The organism is Sphingobacterium sp. ML3W, assembly GCF_000747525.1.
GTDB lineage: Bacteria > Bacteroidota > Bacteroidia > Sphingobacteriales > Sphingobacteriaceae > Sphingobacterium.
This window is the reverse complement of record NZ_CP009278.1, coordinates 1,778,219-1,795,732: the sequence shown is the minus strand read 5'-3', so window position 1 is coordinate 1,795,732 and position 17,514 is coordinate 1,778,219. Positions and strand designations below refer to the sequence as shown.

The window sequence follows — 17,514 nt, the reverse complement described above, 5'->3', positions numbered from 1 at the left end:
CAGCCTGCGACAGTAAATAGTACTGCAAGCACCCCATAAGTATGGTTAATAGAAATTAATCTTTAAAATTTTCAAGTTTCAATGCGAGATGCGTACGCTTTCTAGTAGCCTCACACAATTCAACATTATCATTCAAAGACTGTCCATGTGATGGAATCATTTCGCGTAATTTCTTACGATATTCATCCGCTTTAGCACGTTCAGGGAAACATCTTTTTAACAGTTTAATCATGATAGCAACTGAAGTAGATGCACCAGGAGAGGCTCCCAACAACGCAGCAATAGAACCATCAGCAGAAGAAACGACCTCAGTACCAAACTCAAGGACCCCACCATGTTCAGCATCTTTTTTGATGACTTGAACACGTTGACCTGCGACCTCAATTTTCCAGTCTTCTAATTTTGCTGTAGGCATAAATTGCTTCAATGCATCCAATTTGTCTTTAGGACTCTTCATCACCTCAGAAATTAAATATTTCGTCAAATCCATATTGTCCCGTCCCACGGATAACATAGGTTTAATATTTGACAATTTAATCGATGCAGGTAAATCAAAGTAAGAACCTTGCTTCAAGAATTTCGTCGAAAAACCAGCATAAGGTCCAAACAATAAAGCTTGTTTGCCATCAATATAACGCGTATCGAGATGTGGAACAGACATAGGAGGTGCACCTATAGATGCTTTACCATATACTTTTGCATGATGATTCTTGATAACATCTTCATTGACACAACGTAACCATTGTCCGCCAACAGGAAATCCACCATAACCTTTAGATTCTGGAATACCCGATTTTTCTAACAACAATAGTGAGTGTCCACCGGCACCAATGAATACAAATTTAGCATTGATCGTTCTTTTTTCTCCTGTTTTTAAATCTTTTACTTCTAATTCCCACGTGCCATTATCGTTTCTTTCAATGTCGCGTACCTCTTGAGTAAGATGAAGAGTAATATTTTCCTTAGCATCCAAATGTTCAACCAAATCTCGGGTTAATGAACCAAAGTTTACATCTGTTCCCAATATCATCTTCGTCGCAGCTATTTTATCATCTACTGGACGTCCTTTCATCATCAATGGAATCCATTCGTTTAGAACAGCTTTATCTTCTGTATACTCCATGCCTTTAAACAAGTTATTCTTGGATAAAGCATCATATCTTTTACGTAAAAAGTCAATATCTTTCTCCCCAAAAACAGCACTCATGTGCGGTACGGAGCGAATAAAGTCTTCAGGTTTTTTAATAACACCCTGATCAACCAAATAAGTCCAAAATTGTTTGGAAACTTCAAATTGTTCAGCAATACTGATTGCTTTATCAATTTTTACAGAACCATCCGCTTGTTGTGGGGTATAATTCAACTCACATAATGCAGAGTGACCAGTTCCTGCATTATTCCATGCATCTGAACTCTCTGCTGCAACAACATCCAAGCGCTCTAAAATCTCTATTTTAATATCTGGACTCAACTCATTAATAAGTGTGCCCAAAGTTGCGCTCATGATACCTGCGCCAATTAAAACGACGTCAACCTCTTTGGTATTTTTTGTTCTTTTACTCATGTCTTCGTGATTGATGCAAATTTAATATAGATTTTTATATAAACGCAATCCTTTTGTCAAAAAACTGTACTTTTTAAAACCACTTATTCAAATTTACCGTACTATTATTAAGAATTCCCTAACTTAATTTTTTTCATTAATTTCAAATATTGACGTTCTTCAAGGATTAAACCTCCTTTAATACTAATTTTTCAAATTTTAATTTTGAAATCACGTAATTAAATTGTTATTAGGGTTGCGATTGTAGTATAGTTTTAACATTTTTGCAAGTACCTTTATTACATATAATACATAAGAATGAAATTACTTGAAGGAAAAACTGCTCTTATTACAGGAGCGTCAAAAGGAATAGGAAGAAAAATTGCTGAAGTATTTGCTCAAAACGGTGCAAAAGTAGCATTCACATATTTATCATCTGTGGAAAAAGGCCAAGCTTTAGAGCAAGAACTTCAGGCTTTCGGAACTACTGTCAAAGGTTACCGTTCGGATGCATCAAAATTTGCTGATGCTGAAAAATTAATCAATGATATCGTTACTGATTTTGGAACGATTGATATTGTCGTTAATAATGCTGGTATTACGAAAGACGGCTTATTGATGCGTATGACAGAAGAGAACTGGGACGATGTCATCAATGTTAATTTAAAATCTGTGTTCAATGTTACTAAGGCGGCCTCTAAAATCATGATGAAAAACCGCAAAGGTTCTTTTATCAATATGAGTTCTGTAGTTGGTGTACAAGGAAATGCAGGACAAGCTAATTATGCAGCATCTAAAGCTGGTATCATTGGTTTTTCTAAATCAGTAGCTAAAGAGTTAGGTTCTCGAAATATCAGATCCAATGTGGTAGCACCAGGATTTATCCGCACAGAGATGACCGATGTATTAGATCCTAAAGTTGTAGCAGGTTGGGAAGCAGGTATCCCTCTGAAACGTGCCGGCGAAGCAGAAGATGTGGCCAATGTGTGTCTATTCCTTGCTTCAGATTTATCTGCTTATGTAACAGGACAAGTCTTACCGGTTGATGGTGGTATGTTGTAATACAAACTGAAATTATTAATATATAAAAAGGTTCTTAGCCATCGCTCAAGAACCTTTTTTATCTTATAGAAGCTTACCACCTATATATCGTTTAAAAATAGTGCTTATCTACTTATTAAAAGTAATCTTAATGATAAAGCATTCATGATCGACGATTCACACAGCCCAAAAACGAATATATTTGAGTTTTTCTCAACGTAATTATATTGTTAAAGAAAGCAAATTTACATAAGTTTGCATTGAAATATTTATAATATGAATTGGGAACGGGTATTTACTATTCAAAATGACACTGAATTTAATGAAATTTGCTTAGACACTTTTCATTTTCAAATGAACAATGTGCCTATCTATAGAAAATATGTGCAATATTTGAATAGGAAAATTGATACCATAGACCATTATACTAAAATCCCTTTTCTTCCCATCGAGTTTTTTAAAACACAGAAAATTCTTGCGCAGAATGTAAGTTCAGAGATAATATTTACGAGCTCAGGAACTACTGGAATGGTGACAAGCAATCATTTTGTAGCACAAAAGGAAGTTTATGAGAACAGTTTTCGTCGAGCTTTTGAACAATTCTATGGTAAAATAGAAAATATTGCCATTCTGGCACTTCTACCCTCCTATTTAGAACGAACAGGCTCCTCTTTAATCTATATGATCAATGATTTAATGGAGCAAAGTAAACAACCCGAAAGCAACTATTTTTTGTATAATCATGAAGAGCTCTACCAAACGCTTCTTCAATTAAAAGCAAAGGGTACAAAAACGATTTTATTCGGAGTCACCTTTGCCCTGCTTGATTTTATTGAGAAATACGCATTGACCTTTCCTGAGTTAATCATTATGGAGACAGGCGGTATGAAAGGAAAGCGCAAAGAAATGATTCGTGAAGAAGTCCATGAGCTGCTCTGTAACAGTTTTCAGGTGCCCGGTATACATTCCGAATACGGAATGACCGAATTACTATCCCAAGGCTACTCCTATAGCGATGGTATATTTAAACACCCAAGCTGGATGAAAATTTTAATCAGAGAAACGAATGATCCCTTAACACTTGCAGCAAACAAAAAAACCGGCGCTATCAATGTCATTGATTTAGCAAACCGGTATTCATGCTCTTTCATTGCAACTCAAGATCTGGGAAAAATCTATGAGGACGGATCTTTTGAAGTCTTAGGTCGTTTTGATCAAAGCGATATAAGAGGTTGCAATCTGCTTGTACAATAGATATTAATTTAAACTAGGATCTTGAAAAGTATTTCCGGCACGTATATCACCCGAATCATAGCCCTTTTTAAACCATGCACGGCGTTGTGCAGATGTACCATGTGTAAATGAATCAGGTACTGCATAACCCTGAGCCTGTTCTTGTAATTTATCGTCCCCAACAGCTTCAGCTGCCGCCATACCATCTAAGATATCGTTATAATCAATTTCTATATCAGACATTTTATTGACATGATGGGCCCATACTCCTGCATAATAATCGGCTTGTAATTCAGTCATCACCGATAATTTATTATTTTCAACTTCGCTCAATTTACCACGCATGGCATTTGTCTTTGGGAGTAACCCAACAAGTTGCTGCACATGGTGTCCAACCTCATGTGCAATTACATAAGCTAATGCAAATTCTCCCTTAGCACCGAATTTTGTTGTCAATTCTTGATTAAATGTTAAATCTAAATAGATTTTATGATCTCCCGGACAGTAAAATGGTCCATATGACGCTTTACCAATTCCACATCCGTCTGTTTCTGTACCTCCATCATAAAACACCAACTTTGTTGGTTCATAATTTTTTCCTAATTGTTCCTTAAAAAGATTGCTCCATACAGACTCGGTACTTCCCAGAACAATTCTCGAAAAATCTGTTAATTTAGCTTCCTCTTCACTGATTTCCCTTGGCTGTCCCACCTGTTCCGTACCCGTCATGTTTTGCGCTTGCTGCAGCAATTGTGAAGGGTCGCCTCCCATTAAGAAACCAATGATTAATACAATTACTCCCCCAATTCCTCCCAAAGTTAGCTTCTGTCCACCGGACATTCCCCTTCTATCCTCAAAGTTGTCACTCTTTTTACCTCCTTGCCATTTCATATTTCAATAATTTAAGTTACATTTCTGTTAATTATAAAATAAGATACTAATTTTATAATTCACATTAACGCAAAATACATTCCAAATATTTTTCATTTTCTACTTGGGGGTTTATTTATCTAGAGTTATAAATATTCATTATGTTTGTACCTTATCGTTTGCAACTTATCCAAAATTTAGATGAAATTAGAAAATCAACTATTCGAAAGAGCGGGAAATAAATGTGAATTGAGTCAAGCAACTGACGATTTAACCTTATACACATTACCCCCAGATTTACAAGCTAATGCAGAAAACACCATTGTAGTATGTCAAAAATGCGCCGATCAACTAAATAAATCGACACAATTAGATGCTGACTACTGGAAATTCTTACCTGATACCATGTGGTCTGAAATACCTGCTGTACAAGTAGCGGCATGGCGTATGTTGAATCGATTAAAAAACGAAGGCTGGGCTTCAGATGCGCTAGATATTTTATATCTAGACGATGCGACATTGGAGTGGGCAAAACAAACAGGTGATCATGAAAATGATGGCTATGTGGAATTTCACCTCGATAGTATAGGTCAACAGTTGTTGGATGGGGATTCTGTAGTACTTACAAAAACTTTAGATGTAAAAGGATCTTCTATTCGTGCAACATTAGGTACCGTCGTTAAAAACATCCGACTTGTTTTTGATAACACGGAACAAATTGAAGGTAAGATAGATGGACAGACTATCGTCATATTGACAAAATATTTAAGAAAACAAAATTAAAAAGAAAGGCTACAACTCTGTTGTAGCCTTTCTTTTATTTCTGCTTCGGATAATCCCGCATATGAGCAAATTCATAGTTAGGATGTGACTTCAAACTGTCAATTAAATCGCTCAGCATCTGCTGTCCCTTTCTAGTCTGAAACATATCATCATGCATCAATAAAACGACATTATTTTTAGAAAATGAAGTACCATTACGCAACCTATTATTGATTTGGCGGTACATAAAGCTAACGGACTCCTTAGGAATACCAGATGGCTTACCCTTTTTCCACTCACAATCCCATCCCATTGTTCGATAGCCATTTTGATAGAGCATATCGGCAGTGCTAGAACCACTTTCCATATCAATACGTTTACGATCCGCAAAATACCAAATATTACGACCTGGTAAGCGAACGATTTTATGCTGTAGATTTAACTCCTTTTCATTCTTATCAAAATCCTCGAATGAAGACTCCGCATTGCTGTAGAACTCTGTAAATTTATTGTGAGCATGTGTAAAACTATGATTATAACAATCAACCAATGGATTATTTATATAACGTTCATAGTATTTATGTAGGCCTTTGCTCATCCGATCATGCTTACCGATTAAAAAAGTATTAATTTTCACATTCTTGGCTGTTGCAATTGAATCAATAAATTGACTTCCATTTAATGGACCATCATCAAATGTAAGATAAATATATCGTGGAGAAACCGAATCCGTCAATAACTTAGACGTATCAACTGCATGATGCAACACCGTCTTTTTGTTCTTAACAGCTATAGAATCGTCAATTATTTTTTTTTCTACCTTATCCGCTCCCAACTTATCTATAACCGCTGTATTAACAACGGTATCATTTTGTATTGAACCTGATTTTCCTTTAGCACCTTCATTGCAAGATTGTAATGCAAAAGATGATATTGATAATAACCCGAGGATCAACCCCAGATTGAATGCTTTCTTCATGTTATAATTCACTATTAGCCCCACCCTAAAGCCACTGAATAATAGTATTCGTTATCCAATAGCATTGATGATGTAAAAGTAAGATTAAATTTTTCAGAAATCCAATTTTACGAAAGCTTTTTGCGTCAAAAACAAAAACATTTTTTATCAGATTAGTTATGCAAAACTATTTCACCTTATTAAAAACTTCCAGACCTTCCTTTAAATACATTAAATAAGTATTCGCATCATAGTCTGCGCCTTTAGGTTTAATTAAAACTTGACGGTCAGATGGATTCATTAATACATAAAAAGGCTGTGAATTTGACTCAAACTGATTTGCTTGTAAATAACTCCATTTACTTCCAATCATTTTCAACAATTTCCCATCGCTTGTTACTTGTTGATCTTCGATCGCGAGTTCAGTACGATCATCGACATAAAGTTGAATGATAACCACATCGTTAGTTAAAAAAGAACGAACATGTTGATCGGTCCAAACATTAGCTTCCATTTTTCGACAGTTCACACAAGCGTGTCCCGTGAAATCAATCATCACCATCTTATTTTGGGTTTTCGCATATGCCATGCCTTCCTCATAATCAAAAAATACATTCAAACCCAATGGAGCATGAAATAAATCAGCATATTTACGACTAGAAACATCCTCTTTATGCGAAACATCACCTGCATAAACTGGGTTTAAATCAAAATCTTGCGTACTTTGCGGAGGCAAAAATGCAGAAATTGATTTCAGTGGTGCCCCCCATAGTCCTGGAACCATATATACAGTAAATGATAGCACAACAATTGCAAAGAAAGTTCTCAACACAGATAAGTGAGTCAGATTGCTATCATGTGCAAACTTGATTTTACCCAATAAATAGAGCCCCATTAATCCAAAAATAACAATCCATAAAGCCAAGAATACTTCACGATCAAACCAATTCCAGTGGTAGGCTAAATCTACATTAGAAAGAAATTTCAAAGCAAACGCAAGTTCTAAGAATCCCAATACTACTTTCACGCTATTCAACCAACCTCCAGATTTTGGCATTGCTTTCATTGCGCTTGGAAACAAAGCAAATAACGCAAATGGTATAGCTAAAGCTAAAGAAAATCCAAACATTCCGACGGCAGGGCCTAATAGCGCTCCATTAGTAGCCGCTTGCACCAACAAAGTACCAATGATGGGACCTGTGCAGGAAAATGACACCAACGCTAAAGTCGCTGCCATGAAAAATATACCAGCCCATCCCCCCTTATCTGATTTTTCATCCATTTTATTCACCCATGAACTTGGAAGGCTGATTTCAAAAGCACCTAAAAAAGATGCTCCAAAAGCAAGCAACATTAAAAAGAAGAAAAAGTTAAAAAGTCCATTTGTTGACAAGGCATTGAGGGCATCTGAACCGAAAATCATCGTTACGGCCAACCCTAATACAACATAAATAACAATAATGGAAACTCCATAAAACAAAGCACTAATAAAAGACTTTGATCTATTTTTATTCCCTTTAGTAAAAAAACTTACCGTAAGGGGTAGCATTGGAAAGATACAGGGCATCAATAGAGCAGCAAAACCACCTATAAGTCCACCCAAAAATATACCGAAAAGCGAATCATTCACTTTACTTTCTTTTGATTCAGCAATGGTCTTAATGGGCATAATATGTACGGACGAATCAACCGCAATGGCCGCTATCTGATTCTCATAAATACTTCCGTCCACAAACTCCAACTCATCTAATTTCAATAACGTGTCAGCTTCCTGCGATTGCGCAAAAGAAGGAAATAGAAAAGCTACTGAAAGCAATAATTTTACAATTAATCTTTTCATAAACAATACTTAAATAATGCCGAGTGGCAAAATGATAATTGGTTCGAAAACTGGCCGCAATAGGATATTCTCATTGCGACCAGTTTATCCTTAATTACAAACCAATCACTTAATATATAATTCAGTGAAAACTAAAATTTACACTGTTTCAGCTTTAAAAAGTGATTGTTCTAACCTACTGATCGGTTGAAATCCTGTGAATATAAGATCCGTAGAGATATATCCATCAACAATAGCTTGTTCTTTCACTAGATCTGTACTTAAATATTTTTTATTATCATCACACAATAACGTCACAACAACAGCTTCCTCACCTAATTGTTGCTTCAATTTAATAGCACCAATCACATTGGCTCCAGAAGAAATCCCTACAGCTAGCCCGAGCTCTTTGGCTAGTTTTTGAGCCATTATAATAGAATCGCCATCTGATGCAGCAATAATTTCATCCAATTCATCCAATTTCACAATAGCAGGGATAAACTCATCCGATATCCCTTGAATACGATGTGAACCAATTTTATGCCCTGTTGACATCGTTGGGCTTTCTGCAGGTTCTAAAGGATGAACCTTTACATTCGGGTTCAGGCTACGTAAATGGCGACCTACGCCCATCACTGTGCCACCTGTCCCTACACCAGCTACAAATGCATCCGCAACTAAACCCTTAGAGGCTAACTGCAAACCAATCTCACGACCTGTTGTCAATTCATGTGCTTCTGCATTAAAATCATTTTCAAATTGTCTTGGCAAAAACACACCTCCTTTTTCAGCTAACTCCTCACTCAGTTTGATACTACCTAAGAAGCCTCCCTCCTCTTTACTGACCAGTTGGATATCAGCACCCATACTTTTAATAATATCGATACGCTCTTTACTCAACCAATTAGGCATGATAATTTTCACTTGGTGTCCCAAAGCTTTACCAATCGCAGAAAATGAAATTCCAGTATTACCACTAGTAGCTTCTACAATCATATCTTCAGGTTGAATTTGACAATTCATATAGGCTTTGTACATAATATACAATGCCATGCGATCCTTAATACTTCCTGTCAAATTATAGTTTTCACATTTCACATATATTTTACCTGGTTTGCCCTTATACGTATATTGTAACTCCAACATCGGTGTATTTCCAACCAAACACCATAAATGTTTAAATCTATTATCAAGCTCAGGAGACAAACATTTACTAAACATCAATTCGTTATTCATGACATATTATTTTAAAACATCAGGTGACACATAAAACCCAATATCATCGGCAAAATTGCTTTAAAACAAAATAATATTCAACACAAATAAGATAAATCAATAAATTTTATGGTAATAATGATATATTTAAAAAATATTACAGAAACAAGGATAACATTTTATTGATATCCATAAAAAACACAATATGCAGCTCGATGAAATAGATATCAAACTACTCCGGATACTTCAACATGATGCTACGCTAAGCAATAAGGAACTAGCATTTAGGCTCCATAAATCAATCGCAGCAATACACGAAAGGGTCAAGAAACTTAAGCAACAAGGTTATATTAAGAAAACAGTAGCCATTCTCGACCGTCAAAAAATAAATATGGGTCTGATATCCTTTTCTCAGGTATTCTTAAAAGCACATACAGCAGAGGTATTAAATGAGTTTGAAAAAGAAGTGGCAAAATTCCCTGAAGTAATGGAATGTTACCAAATGGCTGGATCATATGATTTTATGCTTAGAATAGCAACTAGAGACATGCAGGCTTATCACGAATTTTTAAGATATCGTTTAGCCGTATTGCCACATGTCAACACCGTGCAAACTTATTTTGTTTTATCAGAAACCAAAAGTGAAACGGCCTACCCCATATAAATAGTGAAAAATAAAAAAAGAGGAAATCTTTGTTTCCTCTTTTTTTATTAAACATACATACCCAACCGTTTATCTTCTACCATGTCCCTCACCTCTATCCGAGCGACGATTATGTTCTTTTTTAGCATTTCTTTTTTCAGGTTTTCTATTTTCAAAACGATCACCTCTATGATTATTACGCTTTTCTACACGGTGATTATCGTAGCGATTGTTGTTACGTGGACGATCGTGACCTCTATGGTCTCTCAAATTGACTTGATTTCTACGATGTGCATAATGTCCGTATTCTCTTCTATAGCGGTCATGATGTCTCAAAGGATCTCTGTCGTTTACGACCACTTTATAAGTGTTGTAAAAATTAAAATTCCGATATCTCCCTGGTAAATTCCTACTCGTTATCCATCTTCTACCCTGATAATGTGTATACCTGCGATTGATAACATCATAATACACATTAATTTCAGGAATGTAATAATAACGGGCATAATCATATCCCACTGGCCCCCATGTGGGTTGATTACCGATATTGATACTCACATTAACTTGTGCTTCTGCAGGTTTTACAAAAAACAAACCGCCGACTAAAACCGTTAAGTAAACTAATTTTTTCATTCCTGCTCCTCCCTAAAATTTATATTTTCAAATTATTTATAGGTATGACTATACTTTATAATAGAAGATTAATGCAAGGTTGTTAATATTTGTTAAAACCGATAAAAAACACTAGAAATGAACAGAATAAAAATATTTAATTAAGTTACGGTTTAGAAAAACCATGCGTTATAAATTTTATCACCTAAAAAACTCGGAATCATTTTTTACATTTGCTAAACATTAAAATCTTGGTGCATTGACAAAATATACGAATAAATGTTATTGTGGCAATAGTCTCCCATATGAGGAATGTTGCCAACGAATTCATCTTAACCAACAGAAAGCACTTTCTTCAGAGCAATTAATGCGAGCAAGATATAGTGCATTCGTCGTTCAAAATATTGACTTTCTATACAATAGCTTTCATCCGACAACACGTAACTTTCAAGATAAAAAAGAAATTGAAATGTGGGCCAAAGAATCCAAATGGATGCAGCTGCATATCCTAACAAGTACCACTTCTGTTGTGGAATTTGAAGCACATTACCTAGATACACAGCTCAATTTACAGATTCACCATGAGAGATCCAATTTCAAACAAATTAAGGGAGTTTGGTATTATGTTGATGGAGAACTGATTGCATAAAAAAAAGGATCCTATAACGCAATAGGATCCTTTTTTATGCAATCAGAATACAATCTAACTGTTCAATTCAGTTTGTTGTTCATTTTCATCCCTAAATGGGGCCTCTTCGTCAAATTCGCCTTCCCATTTGGCAACTACAACAGTCGCTAAACAATTTCCTATTACATTGACAGAAGTGCGCGCCATATCCATTAATTCATCAATACCCAAAATAGCAGCAATCACAAATGTTGGTAAACCGAATTGATCTGCCGTAGCAATTAAAATAATCAATGAAGCACGAGGCACTGCTGCAACACCCTTAGAAGTAATCATCAAAGTAAAAGCAATCATCAATTGCTCCCCAAATGTCATATGTATACCAGCTGCTTGTGCTACAAAAATAGCTGCCAATGACAGATACAAGGATGTACCATCCAAATTGAAACTATATCCCGTTGGGATAACAAAAGATACAATTTTACGGGGAACTCCAAATTTTTCCATGGCAGACATTGCCTTTGGTAAAGCAGCATCAGAACTTGTTGTAGCAAAAGCGATTGAAACGGGTTCTTTGATAGCGTTAATAAACTTTAAAACTGGAATTTTCAAATACAATGCGACTGGTAATAACACCAATAATAAAAAACCGATTAAAGCTAGATATAAAGTTGCCAATAACATAAAAAGATTTTTCAAAATATCCACCCCAAGATGCCCTACCGTGAAAGCCATGGCTGCACCTACACCAATCGGAGCAAAATACATAATCAGATTAGTAAACTTAAACATGGTTTCTGAAAGACTCTCCGTAAAATCAACCAAAGGTTTTCTTTTCTTTTCATCGACCATCGCTAGTCCAATCCCAAAAATAACTGAAAACACCACAATTTGCAAAACTTGATTATCATATACTGCTTTTACTATATTTTCTGGAAATAAATCTCTAAAAAATGCCGTAAATTTATATACAGGATGAACATGATCTGGCAAAGATGCTAAGACATCTGCATCATTATTGGCATGCGTGGTAGGTAACTCTTCATGAGGCATATGTGCAACATCGACACCCACTCCCGCTTGTGTGAGATTGATTGCACCAAGCCCAATGAAAATGGCACAAGTTGTAGCACAGAAGAAATACAACATAGATTTCCATGCCATACGGCCTACTTGTTTCAAATCAGAATGCCCTGCTATACCATACACCAAAGTCGCAAATAAAATAGGACCTACAATAGTTTTCACTAACTTAATAAACCCTTTACTTAAAGGTTGTAGTGAAATGGCAATATTTGGAAAATCCAACCCCACAAAAATACCCAAAATCATACACGTTAGGATCCAAGTTGTTAGATTTTTTCTCACAAAAGCGTTCAATATCAACACAGTAGCAACAAACCATCTTACTGCCATTAAAAATGATGGAGAAAAATCGACCCAACTAAATTCGTAACATATTGCTATAATTGCTGCAATTGTGACCGAAACAAGGGTAACTAGCCCCATTTTTGATTTATACATCGGCAAACTATTAAAAAAGTTAAAATACAAAAATAAAAAAATACTAGGCTTTCACAAATATAAATATGGCGGGAAACAATAACAACAAATTTTATGCTTCTATAAAGACATAAAAAAAGGTAGAATAATTTATTATTCTACCTTTTTCAAAATTTTATTTTAAAAGCTACGCTTTTATTCAGCATGTAGCCAAGATTTTTTTGCTAATAACTCTTCTTCAGATTCACGAACTTCTTCGTCATCCACACAACAGTCTACTGGACAAACTGCCGCACATTGCGGCTCATCATGAAAACCCACACACTCTGTGCACTTGTCTGAAACAATATAATATACTTCATCTGATATTGCAGCCTGAGAATCTTCAGCATCCAACGTCACACCATCACCAAAATCAATAACACCTTCTAATGCAGTTCCATCAGAGAATTTCCAGCTCACGCCAGCGTCATATATTGCATTATTTGGGCACTCCGGTTCACAAGCACCACAGTTAATACACTCGTCTGTAATTTTAATCGCCATTTATAACCTCAAAATTATGATAAAAAACTATTTTTGTACTATCATATATACAATCAAATCATTTTACACGTTTTAAATAGTAGTAATTTGGTTTTGCTGATTGTATTTGATAACACAAATATAAAACAAATTTGTGTATACACGTTTATAAAATTTTACATTTTGACAAAGAAACAACGATTAGAAGCTTTTGCAAAGCTAGCAGACTTATTCCATGATGATAATGCAGAGCTGCGTGATTTAATAACATCTGCACATCATAGAAATCCATGGTATACAGCAGAGCAAGTAACAAAAGCATTTACTTCATGGAAAGCTAATTTAAAACTTGAGCAATTAGAACAGTGGCTATCGCCATATCCTGATATTGAAAGTGATAAAATTGTAGGACTAATATTAGCTGGAAACATCCCCTTAGTAGGCTTACATGATTTATTATGCGTATTGGCTTCAGGTTTCAAGGCTCAAGTTAAGGTTTCCTCAGACGATGCTCTTTTGACTAGCTATATTGTTAAAAAACTAATCGAGGTGGAGCCGAGATTTAAGGATAAAGTAGCGTTAGTAGAAAGATTAACAGATTTTGATTTAATCATTGCCACTGGATCAAATAATTCCTCACGTTATTTTGAACATTATTTTGGAAAAAAACCAAATATTATTCGAAAAAACAGAAACAGCGTAGCCATTATTACTGGTAAAGAGTCACCAGAACAATTAAATGCATTAGGCCATGATATTTTTGATTTTTATGGTTTAGGCTGCCGTTCGGTCTCAAAAATATATGTTCCAAAGAACTACGACATTAGTCATTTTTACGAAGGAATCATCGCATTCGAAAGTGTCAATACGCATTTCAAGTACAATAACAATTATGATTATAACAAATCCATTTACCTCATCAATGGCGATAAACATTATGATAATGGTTTTTTACTATTAAAGGAAGACAACAAGATTTCATCTCCATTGGCAACGATTTACTTTGAAGAGTATGACAACCTAAATGATCTTGCACAAGCACTGGATGCAATACAAGACCGTTTACAATGTGTAACAACTGATACCGCTATACAACTTAAGACACCGACTTTTAAATTCGGGTCTAGTCAAAGTCCAGCTCTAGATGATTACGCAGATGGTGTCAATACCCTTGAATTTTTATTTGCAAACCAATAAACATAGCCTTATATTCGTAAAAGGGTTTTGAAATAAAAAGTATTAACTTTGTAATACATGTATATAATCAAAGTAAAAGGAGTTGCCAAAATCCCAGACTATGTTCAATTAAGAGATGATTCATTCACTCTATTAGCATACTTCAGGGTCGATCGACCTGATAAATCTTTGGAAAAAATCGGTCTCGCAGATAAGTCAGAATACATTATGCAAATGGTGAAGGATTTACCATTTGGACAAATAAAAAAATTAGAATTATAGTTCAATGTCTGGAAATACAGTAATCACATTAAAAAACGTCGATATCTACCAACAAAAACACTTGGTTTTATCCAATGTGAATTTGAATATCAATAAGGGAGAATTTCTTTATCTCATTGGCCAATCAGGAAGTGGAAAAAGTAGTTTACTTAAAATCATCTACGGCGATTTATACATTGGAAACGGTGAAGGATTAATTGCAGGATTTGATCTCAAAAAACTACATGAAAATGATGTACCTTATTTGAGACGTAAATTAGGGATTGTATTTCAAGACTTTCATCTTTTGTCCGACCGTTCAGTAGAAAAGAATCTAGAGTTTGCGCTAAGAGCAACTGGTTGGAAAGATAGAACTCAAATTGAACATCGCATGCTTGATGTGCTAGAAAAAGTGGGACTTCGTTCTAAATTAAAAAAAATGCCACATGAACTTTCGGGAGGTGAACAGCAACGTATCGTGATAGCACGTGCACTATTGAACAATCCCGAAATTATATTGGCTGATGAGCCAACAGGAAATCTAGACCCGGCAACTTCAGAAGAAATTGTATTGCTTTTACGTGATATCGCATCTTCAGGTACTGCTATTTTAATGGCAACACATGATTACCAAATCATCCGCAATATGCCAGCACGCATCATCAAAACCGCCGATGGCGTACTTGTAGATCAGGTAGAGATATAAGCTGTCAATACTGACATAAATCCTTATCATCCGACATTTTGTTAGTCCAATTACATGGTTACTGACAAGCTGTCGGATTTTTTCATTTTGGCAACAACTTTGACTGTACTTAAATTTTAAAGACAGAACATTAGTTTCCAACATAGAATTTAGAAGAAATGAGCGAACAAGAGAAAAATAACGAGACTATTCAAGATCCTATTGAGGATAATACAACGGAAAATCAAGAAGAAACAATTGAACTATCTGTTGAGGAAAAATTAACTGCAGAATTAGCAGAATCAAAAGATAAATATATACGTTTATCTGCAGAATTTGACAATTATAGAAAACGTACGAGTAAGGAACGCGTTGAACTAATCCAATCTGCAGGAAAAGATGTTATCACAAAATTACTATCAACAGTAGACGACTTTGACAGAGCTTTAAAAGCAATGGAAACGGCAACAGATATAGAATCTTTAAAAACAGGCATTGATATCGTCAATAATAAATTCAGACAAACTCTAGAACAACAGGGGTTAAAAGAGATGGAAGTATTAGGTCTAGATTTCGATGCGGATTTACAAGAAGCAATTACAGCTATCCCAGCCCCTACTCCAGATTTAAAGAACAAAGTAGTTGATGTCATTGAAAAAGGTTACTATTTAAATGATAAAGTAATCCGTCATGCAAAGGTAATTATAGGTCAATAAGATAAAAAAGATGTCAAAAAGAGATTATTACGATATATTAGGTGTAGCTCGTGGTGCAGATGAAAAAGAGATCAAATCTGCCTATCGTAAACTAGCCGTAAAGTATCACCCAGACAAAAACCCTGGGGATCATGAAGCTGAAGAAAAATTTAAAGAGGCCGCCGAAGCATATGATGTTTTGAGCAATCCTCAGAAAAAACAACGCTATGATCAATTTGGTCATGCGGGCAACTCTGCTTCCGGTGGTGGTTACGGTGGTGGCATGAATATGGACGACATATTTAGTCAATTTGGAGATATATTTGGTGGTGGTGGTCATCCTTTCGAAAGTTTCTTCGGTGGTGGTGGCGGAGGCTCTAGAGGCGGCCGTCGCGTTGCTAGAGGAACGAATCTTCGCATTAAAGTTAAATTGACACTAGAGGAAATTGCTAAAGGTGTTGAGAAAAAAGTTAAAGTAAATAAACAAGTTAGCTGCCATACCTGTGATGGAAATGGTGCTAAAGATAAATCATCTTTCCATACTTGTAATACTTGTGGTGGTTCAGGATCTGTACGCCGTGTTACCAATACTATTTTAGGACAAATGCAAACTACAAGCACCTGCCCTACTTGTAATGGAGAAGGTGTAGAAATTACTGCAAAATGTACAACATGTAGAGGTGAAGGCTTAGAAAGAGGCGAAGAAACGATTGCAATCAATATCCCAGCAGGAGTAAGTGAAGGAATGCAATTGTCAATGAGCGGTAAAGGTAATGCGGCTCCTCGTGGCGGTATTGCTGGAGACCTTATTATTCTCATTGAAGAAATACCTCATGAAGCATTAAAAAGGGATGGTCTTAATGTCATTTATGATTTATATATCAATTTTGTAGATGCTACATTAGGAACAAGTGTTGAAGTTCCAACTATTGATGGTAAAGCAAAAATTAAGATAGACCCAGGAACTCAAGCTGGTAAAATATTAAGATTAAAAGGTAAGGGTATTCCTGAAGTCAATTCATATCACAAAGGAGATCAACTTATTTATGTAAATATCTGGACTCCGAAGGCTGTTTCTTCTGATGAGAAAGAAATCTTAGAAAAATTAAAAGAATCACCAAATTTCAAGCCTCAACCAGGCAAGTCAGAAAAATCATTCTTCGAACGTATCAAAGAATATTTTGACTAAATAATAAATTTAAAATAATATACAAGACCATATGTCAGCACTGACATATGGTCTTTTTTTGTGCCACCCTACAAACTGACAAATTAACACAAATAGTCATATGTTTGCCGAATCTAAAAAATAGCCAATCATATTTTTAAATTTCAGCAAAAATAA

18 protein-coding genes are annotated in these 17,514 nt (G+C 35.4%); 10 read left to right on the top strand and 8 right to left on the bottom strand.

Annotation, left to right across the window (positions count from 1 at the left end; translation table 11 throughout):
- Positions 1-55: 55 nt before the first annotated feature.
- Positions 56-1,564, bottom strand: coding sequence for a malate:quinone oxidoreductase (locus KO02_RS07765; RefSeq protein ID WP_038697290.1), 1,509 nt, complete (start codon positions 1,562-1,564; stop codon positions 56-58).
- A gap of 297 nt (positions 1,565-1,861) precedes the next feature.
- Here KO02_RS07765 and fabG point away from each other — a divergent pair, with 297 nt between their 5' ends.
- Positions 1,862-2,605, top strand: coding sequence for a 3-oxoacyl-[acyl-carrier-protein] reductase (fabG, locus tag KO02_RS07760; RefSeq protein WP_038697288.1), 744 nt, complete (start codon positions 1,862-1,864; stop codon positions 2,603-2,605).
- Positions 2,606-2,860: 255 nt separating this feature from the next.
- Entirely contained in the window at positions 2,861-3,838 is a 978-nt protein-coding gene (locus KO02_RS07755; RefSeq protein WP_038697286.1) for an acyltransferase, read from the top strand.
- A 3-nt stretch (positions 3,839-3,841) separates the two neighbouring features.
- Here the strand turns inward: KO02_RS07755 and KO02_RS07750 are convergent, their stop codons facing one another.
- Entirely contained in the window at positions 3,842-4,708 is an 867-nt protein-coding gene (locus tag KO02_RS07750) for a neutral zinc metallopeptidase (protein ID WP_038697284.1), read from the bottom strand.
- Positions 4,709-4,888: 180 nt separating this feature from the next.
- On the opposite strand from KO02_RS07750, the gene KO02_RS07745 reads away from it, so the two are divergent.
- Positions 4,889-5,470 (top strand): PhnA domain-containing protein, encoded by a 582-nt coding sequence (locus tag KO02_RS07745; RefSeq protein ID WP_038697282.1) that lies wholly within the window; start codon positions 4,889-4,891, stop codon positions 5,468-5,470.
- Between the two features lie 34 nt (positions 5,471-5,504).
- On the opposite strand, the gene KO02_RS07740 is transcribed toward KO02_RS07745, so the two are convergent.
- The 3 genes from KO02_RS07740 to KO02_RS07730 form a co-directional block, all read right to left on the bottom strand.
- A complete protein-coding gene (locus KO02_RS07740) occupies positions 5,505-6,428 on the bottom strand; it encodes a polysaccharide deacetylase family protein (RefSeq protein ID WP_038697280.1) in 924 nt (307 codons plus the stop codon).
- 166 nt (positions 6,429-6,594) lie between these two features.
- Complete coding sequence (locus tag KO02_RS07735) at positions 6,595-8,247, bottom strand: protein-disulfide reductase DsbD family protein (RefSeq protein ID WP_038697278.1); 1,653 nt, start codon at positions 8,245-8,247, stop codon at positions 6,595-6,597.
- Between the two features lie 138 nt (positions 8,248-8,385).
- Positions 8,386-9,462: a PLP-dependent cysteine synthase family protein gene (locus KO02_RS07730; RefSeq protein ID WP_038697276.1), complete on the bottom strand. Its 1,077-nt coding sequence runs from the start codon at positions 9,460-9,462 to the stop codon at positions 8,386-8,388.
- Positions 9,463-9,646: 184 nt separating this feature from the next.
- Here KO02_RS07730 and KO02_RS07725 point away from each other — a divergent pair, with 184 nt between their 5' ends.
- Positions 9,647-10,105 carry an Lrp/AsnC family transcriptional regulator gene (locus tag KO02_RS07725; RefSeq protein ID WP_038697274.1) on the top strand — a complete coding sequence of 153 codons (459 nt, stop codon included), beginning with the start codon at positions 9,647-9,649 and terminating at the stop codon, positions 10,103-10,105.
- 69 nt (positions 10,106-10,174) lie between these two features.
- Here the strand turns inward: KO02_RS07725 and KO02_RS07720 are convergent, their stop codons facing one another.
- A complete protein-coding gene (locus KO02_RS07720; protein WP_200878609.1) occupies positions 10,175-10,717 on the bottom strand; it encodes a hypothetical protein in 543 nt (180 codons plus the stop codon).
- 238 nt (positions 10,718-10,955) lie between these two features.
- Between KO02_RS07720 and KO02_RS07715 the strand changes: the two genes are divergently transcribed.
- Entirely contained in the window at positions 10,956-11,345 is a 390-nt protein-coding gene (locus tag KO02_RS07715) for a YchJ family protein (RefSeq protein WP_038697272.1), read from the top strand.
- A 54-nt stretch (positions 11,346-11,399) separates the two neighbouring features.
- Here the strand turns inward: KO02_RS07715 and KO02_RS07710 are convergent, their stop codons facing one another.
- Together KO02_RS07710 and KO02_RS07705 are read right to left on the bottom strand one after the other, a co-directional pair.
- On the bottom strand, positions 11,400-12,848 hold the full coding sequence (locus KO02_RS07710; protein WP_038697270.1) for a dicarboxylate/amino acid:cation symporter: 1,449 nt from the start codon (positions 12,846-12,848) through the stop codon (positions 11,400-11,402).
- A 174-nt stretch (positions 12,849-13,022) separates the two neighbouring features.
- Positions 13,023-13,373, bottom strand: coding sequence for a 4Fe-4S dicluster domain-containing protein (locus KO02_RS07705; RefSeq protein ID WP_038697268.1), 351 nt, complete (start codon positions 13,371-13,373; stop codon positions 13,023-13,025).
- A gap of 162 nt (positions 13,374-13,535) precedes the next feature.
- Here KO02_RS07705 and KO02_RS07700 point away from each other — a divergent pair, with 162 nt between their 5' ends.
- The 5 genes from KO02_RS07700 to dnaJ all read left to right on the top strand — a co-directional run bounded on the left by KO02_RS07700 (position 13,536) and on the right by dnaJ (position 17,358).
- The gene (locus KO02_RS07700; RefSeq protein WP_038702299.1) at positions 13,536-14,549 is read left to right on the top strand and encodes an acyl-CoA reductase; all 1,014 of its coding nucleotides are present in this window, start codon (positions 13,536-13,538) and stop codon (positions 14,547-14,549) included.
- A gap of 57 nt (positions 14,550-14,606) precedes the next feature.
- Positions 14,607-14,810, top strand: coding sequence for a hypothetical protein (locus tag KO02_RS07695; protein WP_038697267.1), 204 nt, complete (start codon positions 14,607-14,609; stop codon positions 14,808-14,810).
- A 4-nt stretch (positions 14,811-14,814) separates the two neighbouring features.
- Positions 14,815-15,495, top strand: coding sequence for a cell division ATP-binding protein FtsE (locus tag KO02_RS07690; protein WP_038697265.1), 681 nt, complete (start codon positions 14,815-14,817; stop codon positions 15,493-15,495).
- A 158-nt stretch (positions 15,496-15,653) separates the two neighbouring features.
- Complete coding sequence (locus KO02_RS07685) at positions 15,654-16,190, top strand: nucleotide exchange factor GrpE (protein WP_038697263.1); 537 nt, start codon at positions 15,654-15,656, stop codon at positions 16,188-16,190.
- Positions 16,191-16,200: 10 nt separating this feature from the next.
- Entirely contained in the window at positions 16,201-17,358 is a 1,158-nt protein-coding gene (gene dnaJ / locus KO02_RS07680) for a molecular chaperone DnaJ (RefSeq protein ID WP_038697261.1), read from the top strand.
- The last annotated feature ends 156 nt before the right edge of the window (positions 17,359-17,514 follow it).

Bases quoted from the DNA above. Each gene is read 5' to 3' on its own strand.
- KO02_RS07735 (WP_038697278.1), bottom strand. From the start codon at position 8,247: ATGAAAAGATTAATTGTAAAATTATTGCTTTCAGTAGCTTTTCTATTT.
- KO02_RS07745 (WP_038697282.1), top strand. From the start codon at position 4,889: ATGAAATTAGAAAATCAACTATTCGAAAGAGCGGGAAATAAATGTGAA.
- KO02_RS07765 (WP_038697290.1), bottom strand. From the start codon at position 1,564: ATGAGTAAAAGAACAAAAAATACCAAAGAGGTTGACGTCGTTTTAATT.
- KO02_RS07740 (WP_038697280.1), bottom strand. From the start codon at position 6,428: ATGAAGAAAGCATTCAATCTGGGGTTGATCCTCGGGTTATTATCAATA.
- KO02_RS07710 (WP_038697270.1), bottom strand. From the start codon at position 12,848: ATGTATAAATCAAAAATGGGGCTAGTTACCCTTGTTTCGGTCACAATT.
- KO02_RS07730 (WP_038697276.1), bottom strand. From the start codon at position 9,462: ATGAATAACGAATTGATGTTTAGTAAATGTTTGTCTCCTGAGCTTGAT.
- KO02_RS07755 (WP_038697286.1), top strand. From the start codon at position 2,861: ATGAATTGGGAACGGGTATTTACTATTCAAAATGACACTGAATTTAAT.
- KO02_RS07750 (WP_038697284.1), bottom strand. From the start codon at position 4,708: ATGAAATGGCAAGGAGGTAAAAAGAGTGACAACTTTGAGGATAGAAGG.
- fabG (WP_038697288.1), top strand. From the start codon at position 1,862: ATGAAATTACTTGAAGGAAAAACTGCTCTTATTACAGGAGCGTCAAAA.
- KO02_RS07685 (WP_038697263.1), top strand. From the start codon at position 15,654: ATGAGCGAACAAGAGAAAAATAACGAGACTATTCAAGATCCTATTGAG.
- KO02_RS07720 (WP_200878609.1), bottom strand. From the start codon at position 10,717: ATGAAAAAATTAGTTTACTTAACGGTTTTAGTCGGCGGTTTGTTTTTT.
- KO02_RS07695 (WP_038697267.1), top strand. From the start codon at position 14,607: ATGTATATAATCAAAGTAAAAGGAGTTGCCAAAATCCCAGACTATGTT.
- KO02_RS07705 (WP_038697268.1), bottom strand. From the start codon at position 13,373: ATGGCGATTAAAATTACAGACGAGTGTATTAACTGTGGTGCTTGTGAA.
- KO02_RS07725 (WP_038697274.1), top strand. From the start codon at position 9,647: ATGCAGCTCGATGAAATAGATATCAAACTACTCCGGATACTTCAACAT.
- KO02_RS07690 (WP_038697265.1), top strand. From the start codon at position 14,815: ATGTCTGGAAATACAGTAATCACATTAAAAAACGTCGATATCTACCAA.
- dnaJ (WP_038697261.1), top strand. From the start codon at position 16,201: ATGTCAAAAAGAGATTATTACGATATATTAGGTGTAGCTCGTGGTGCA.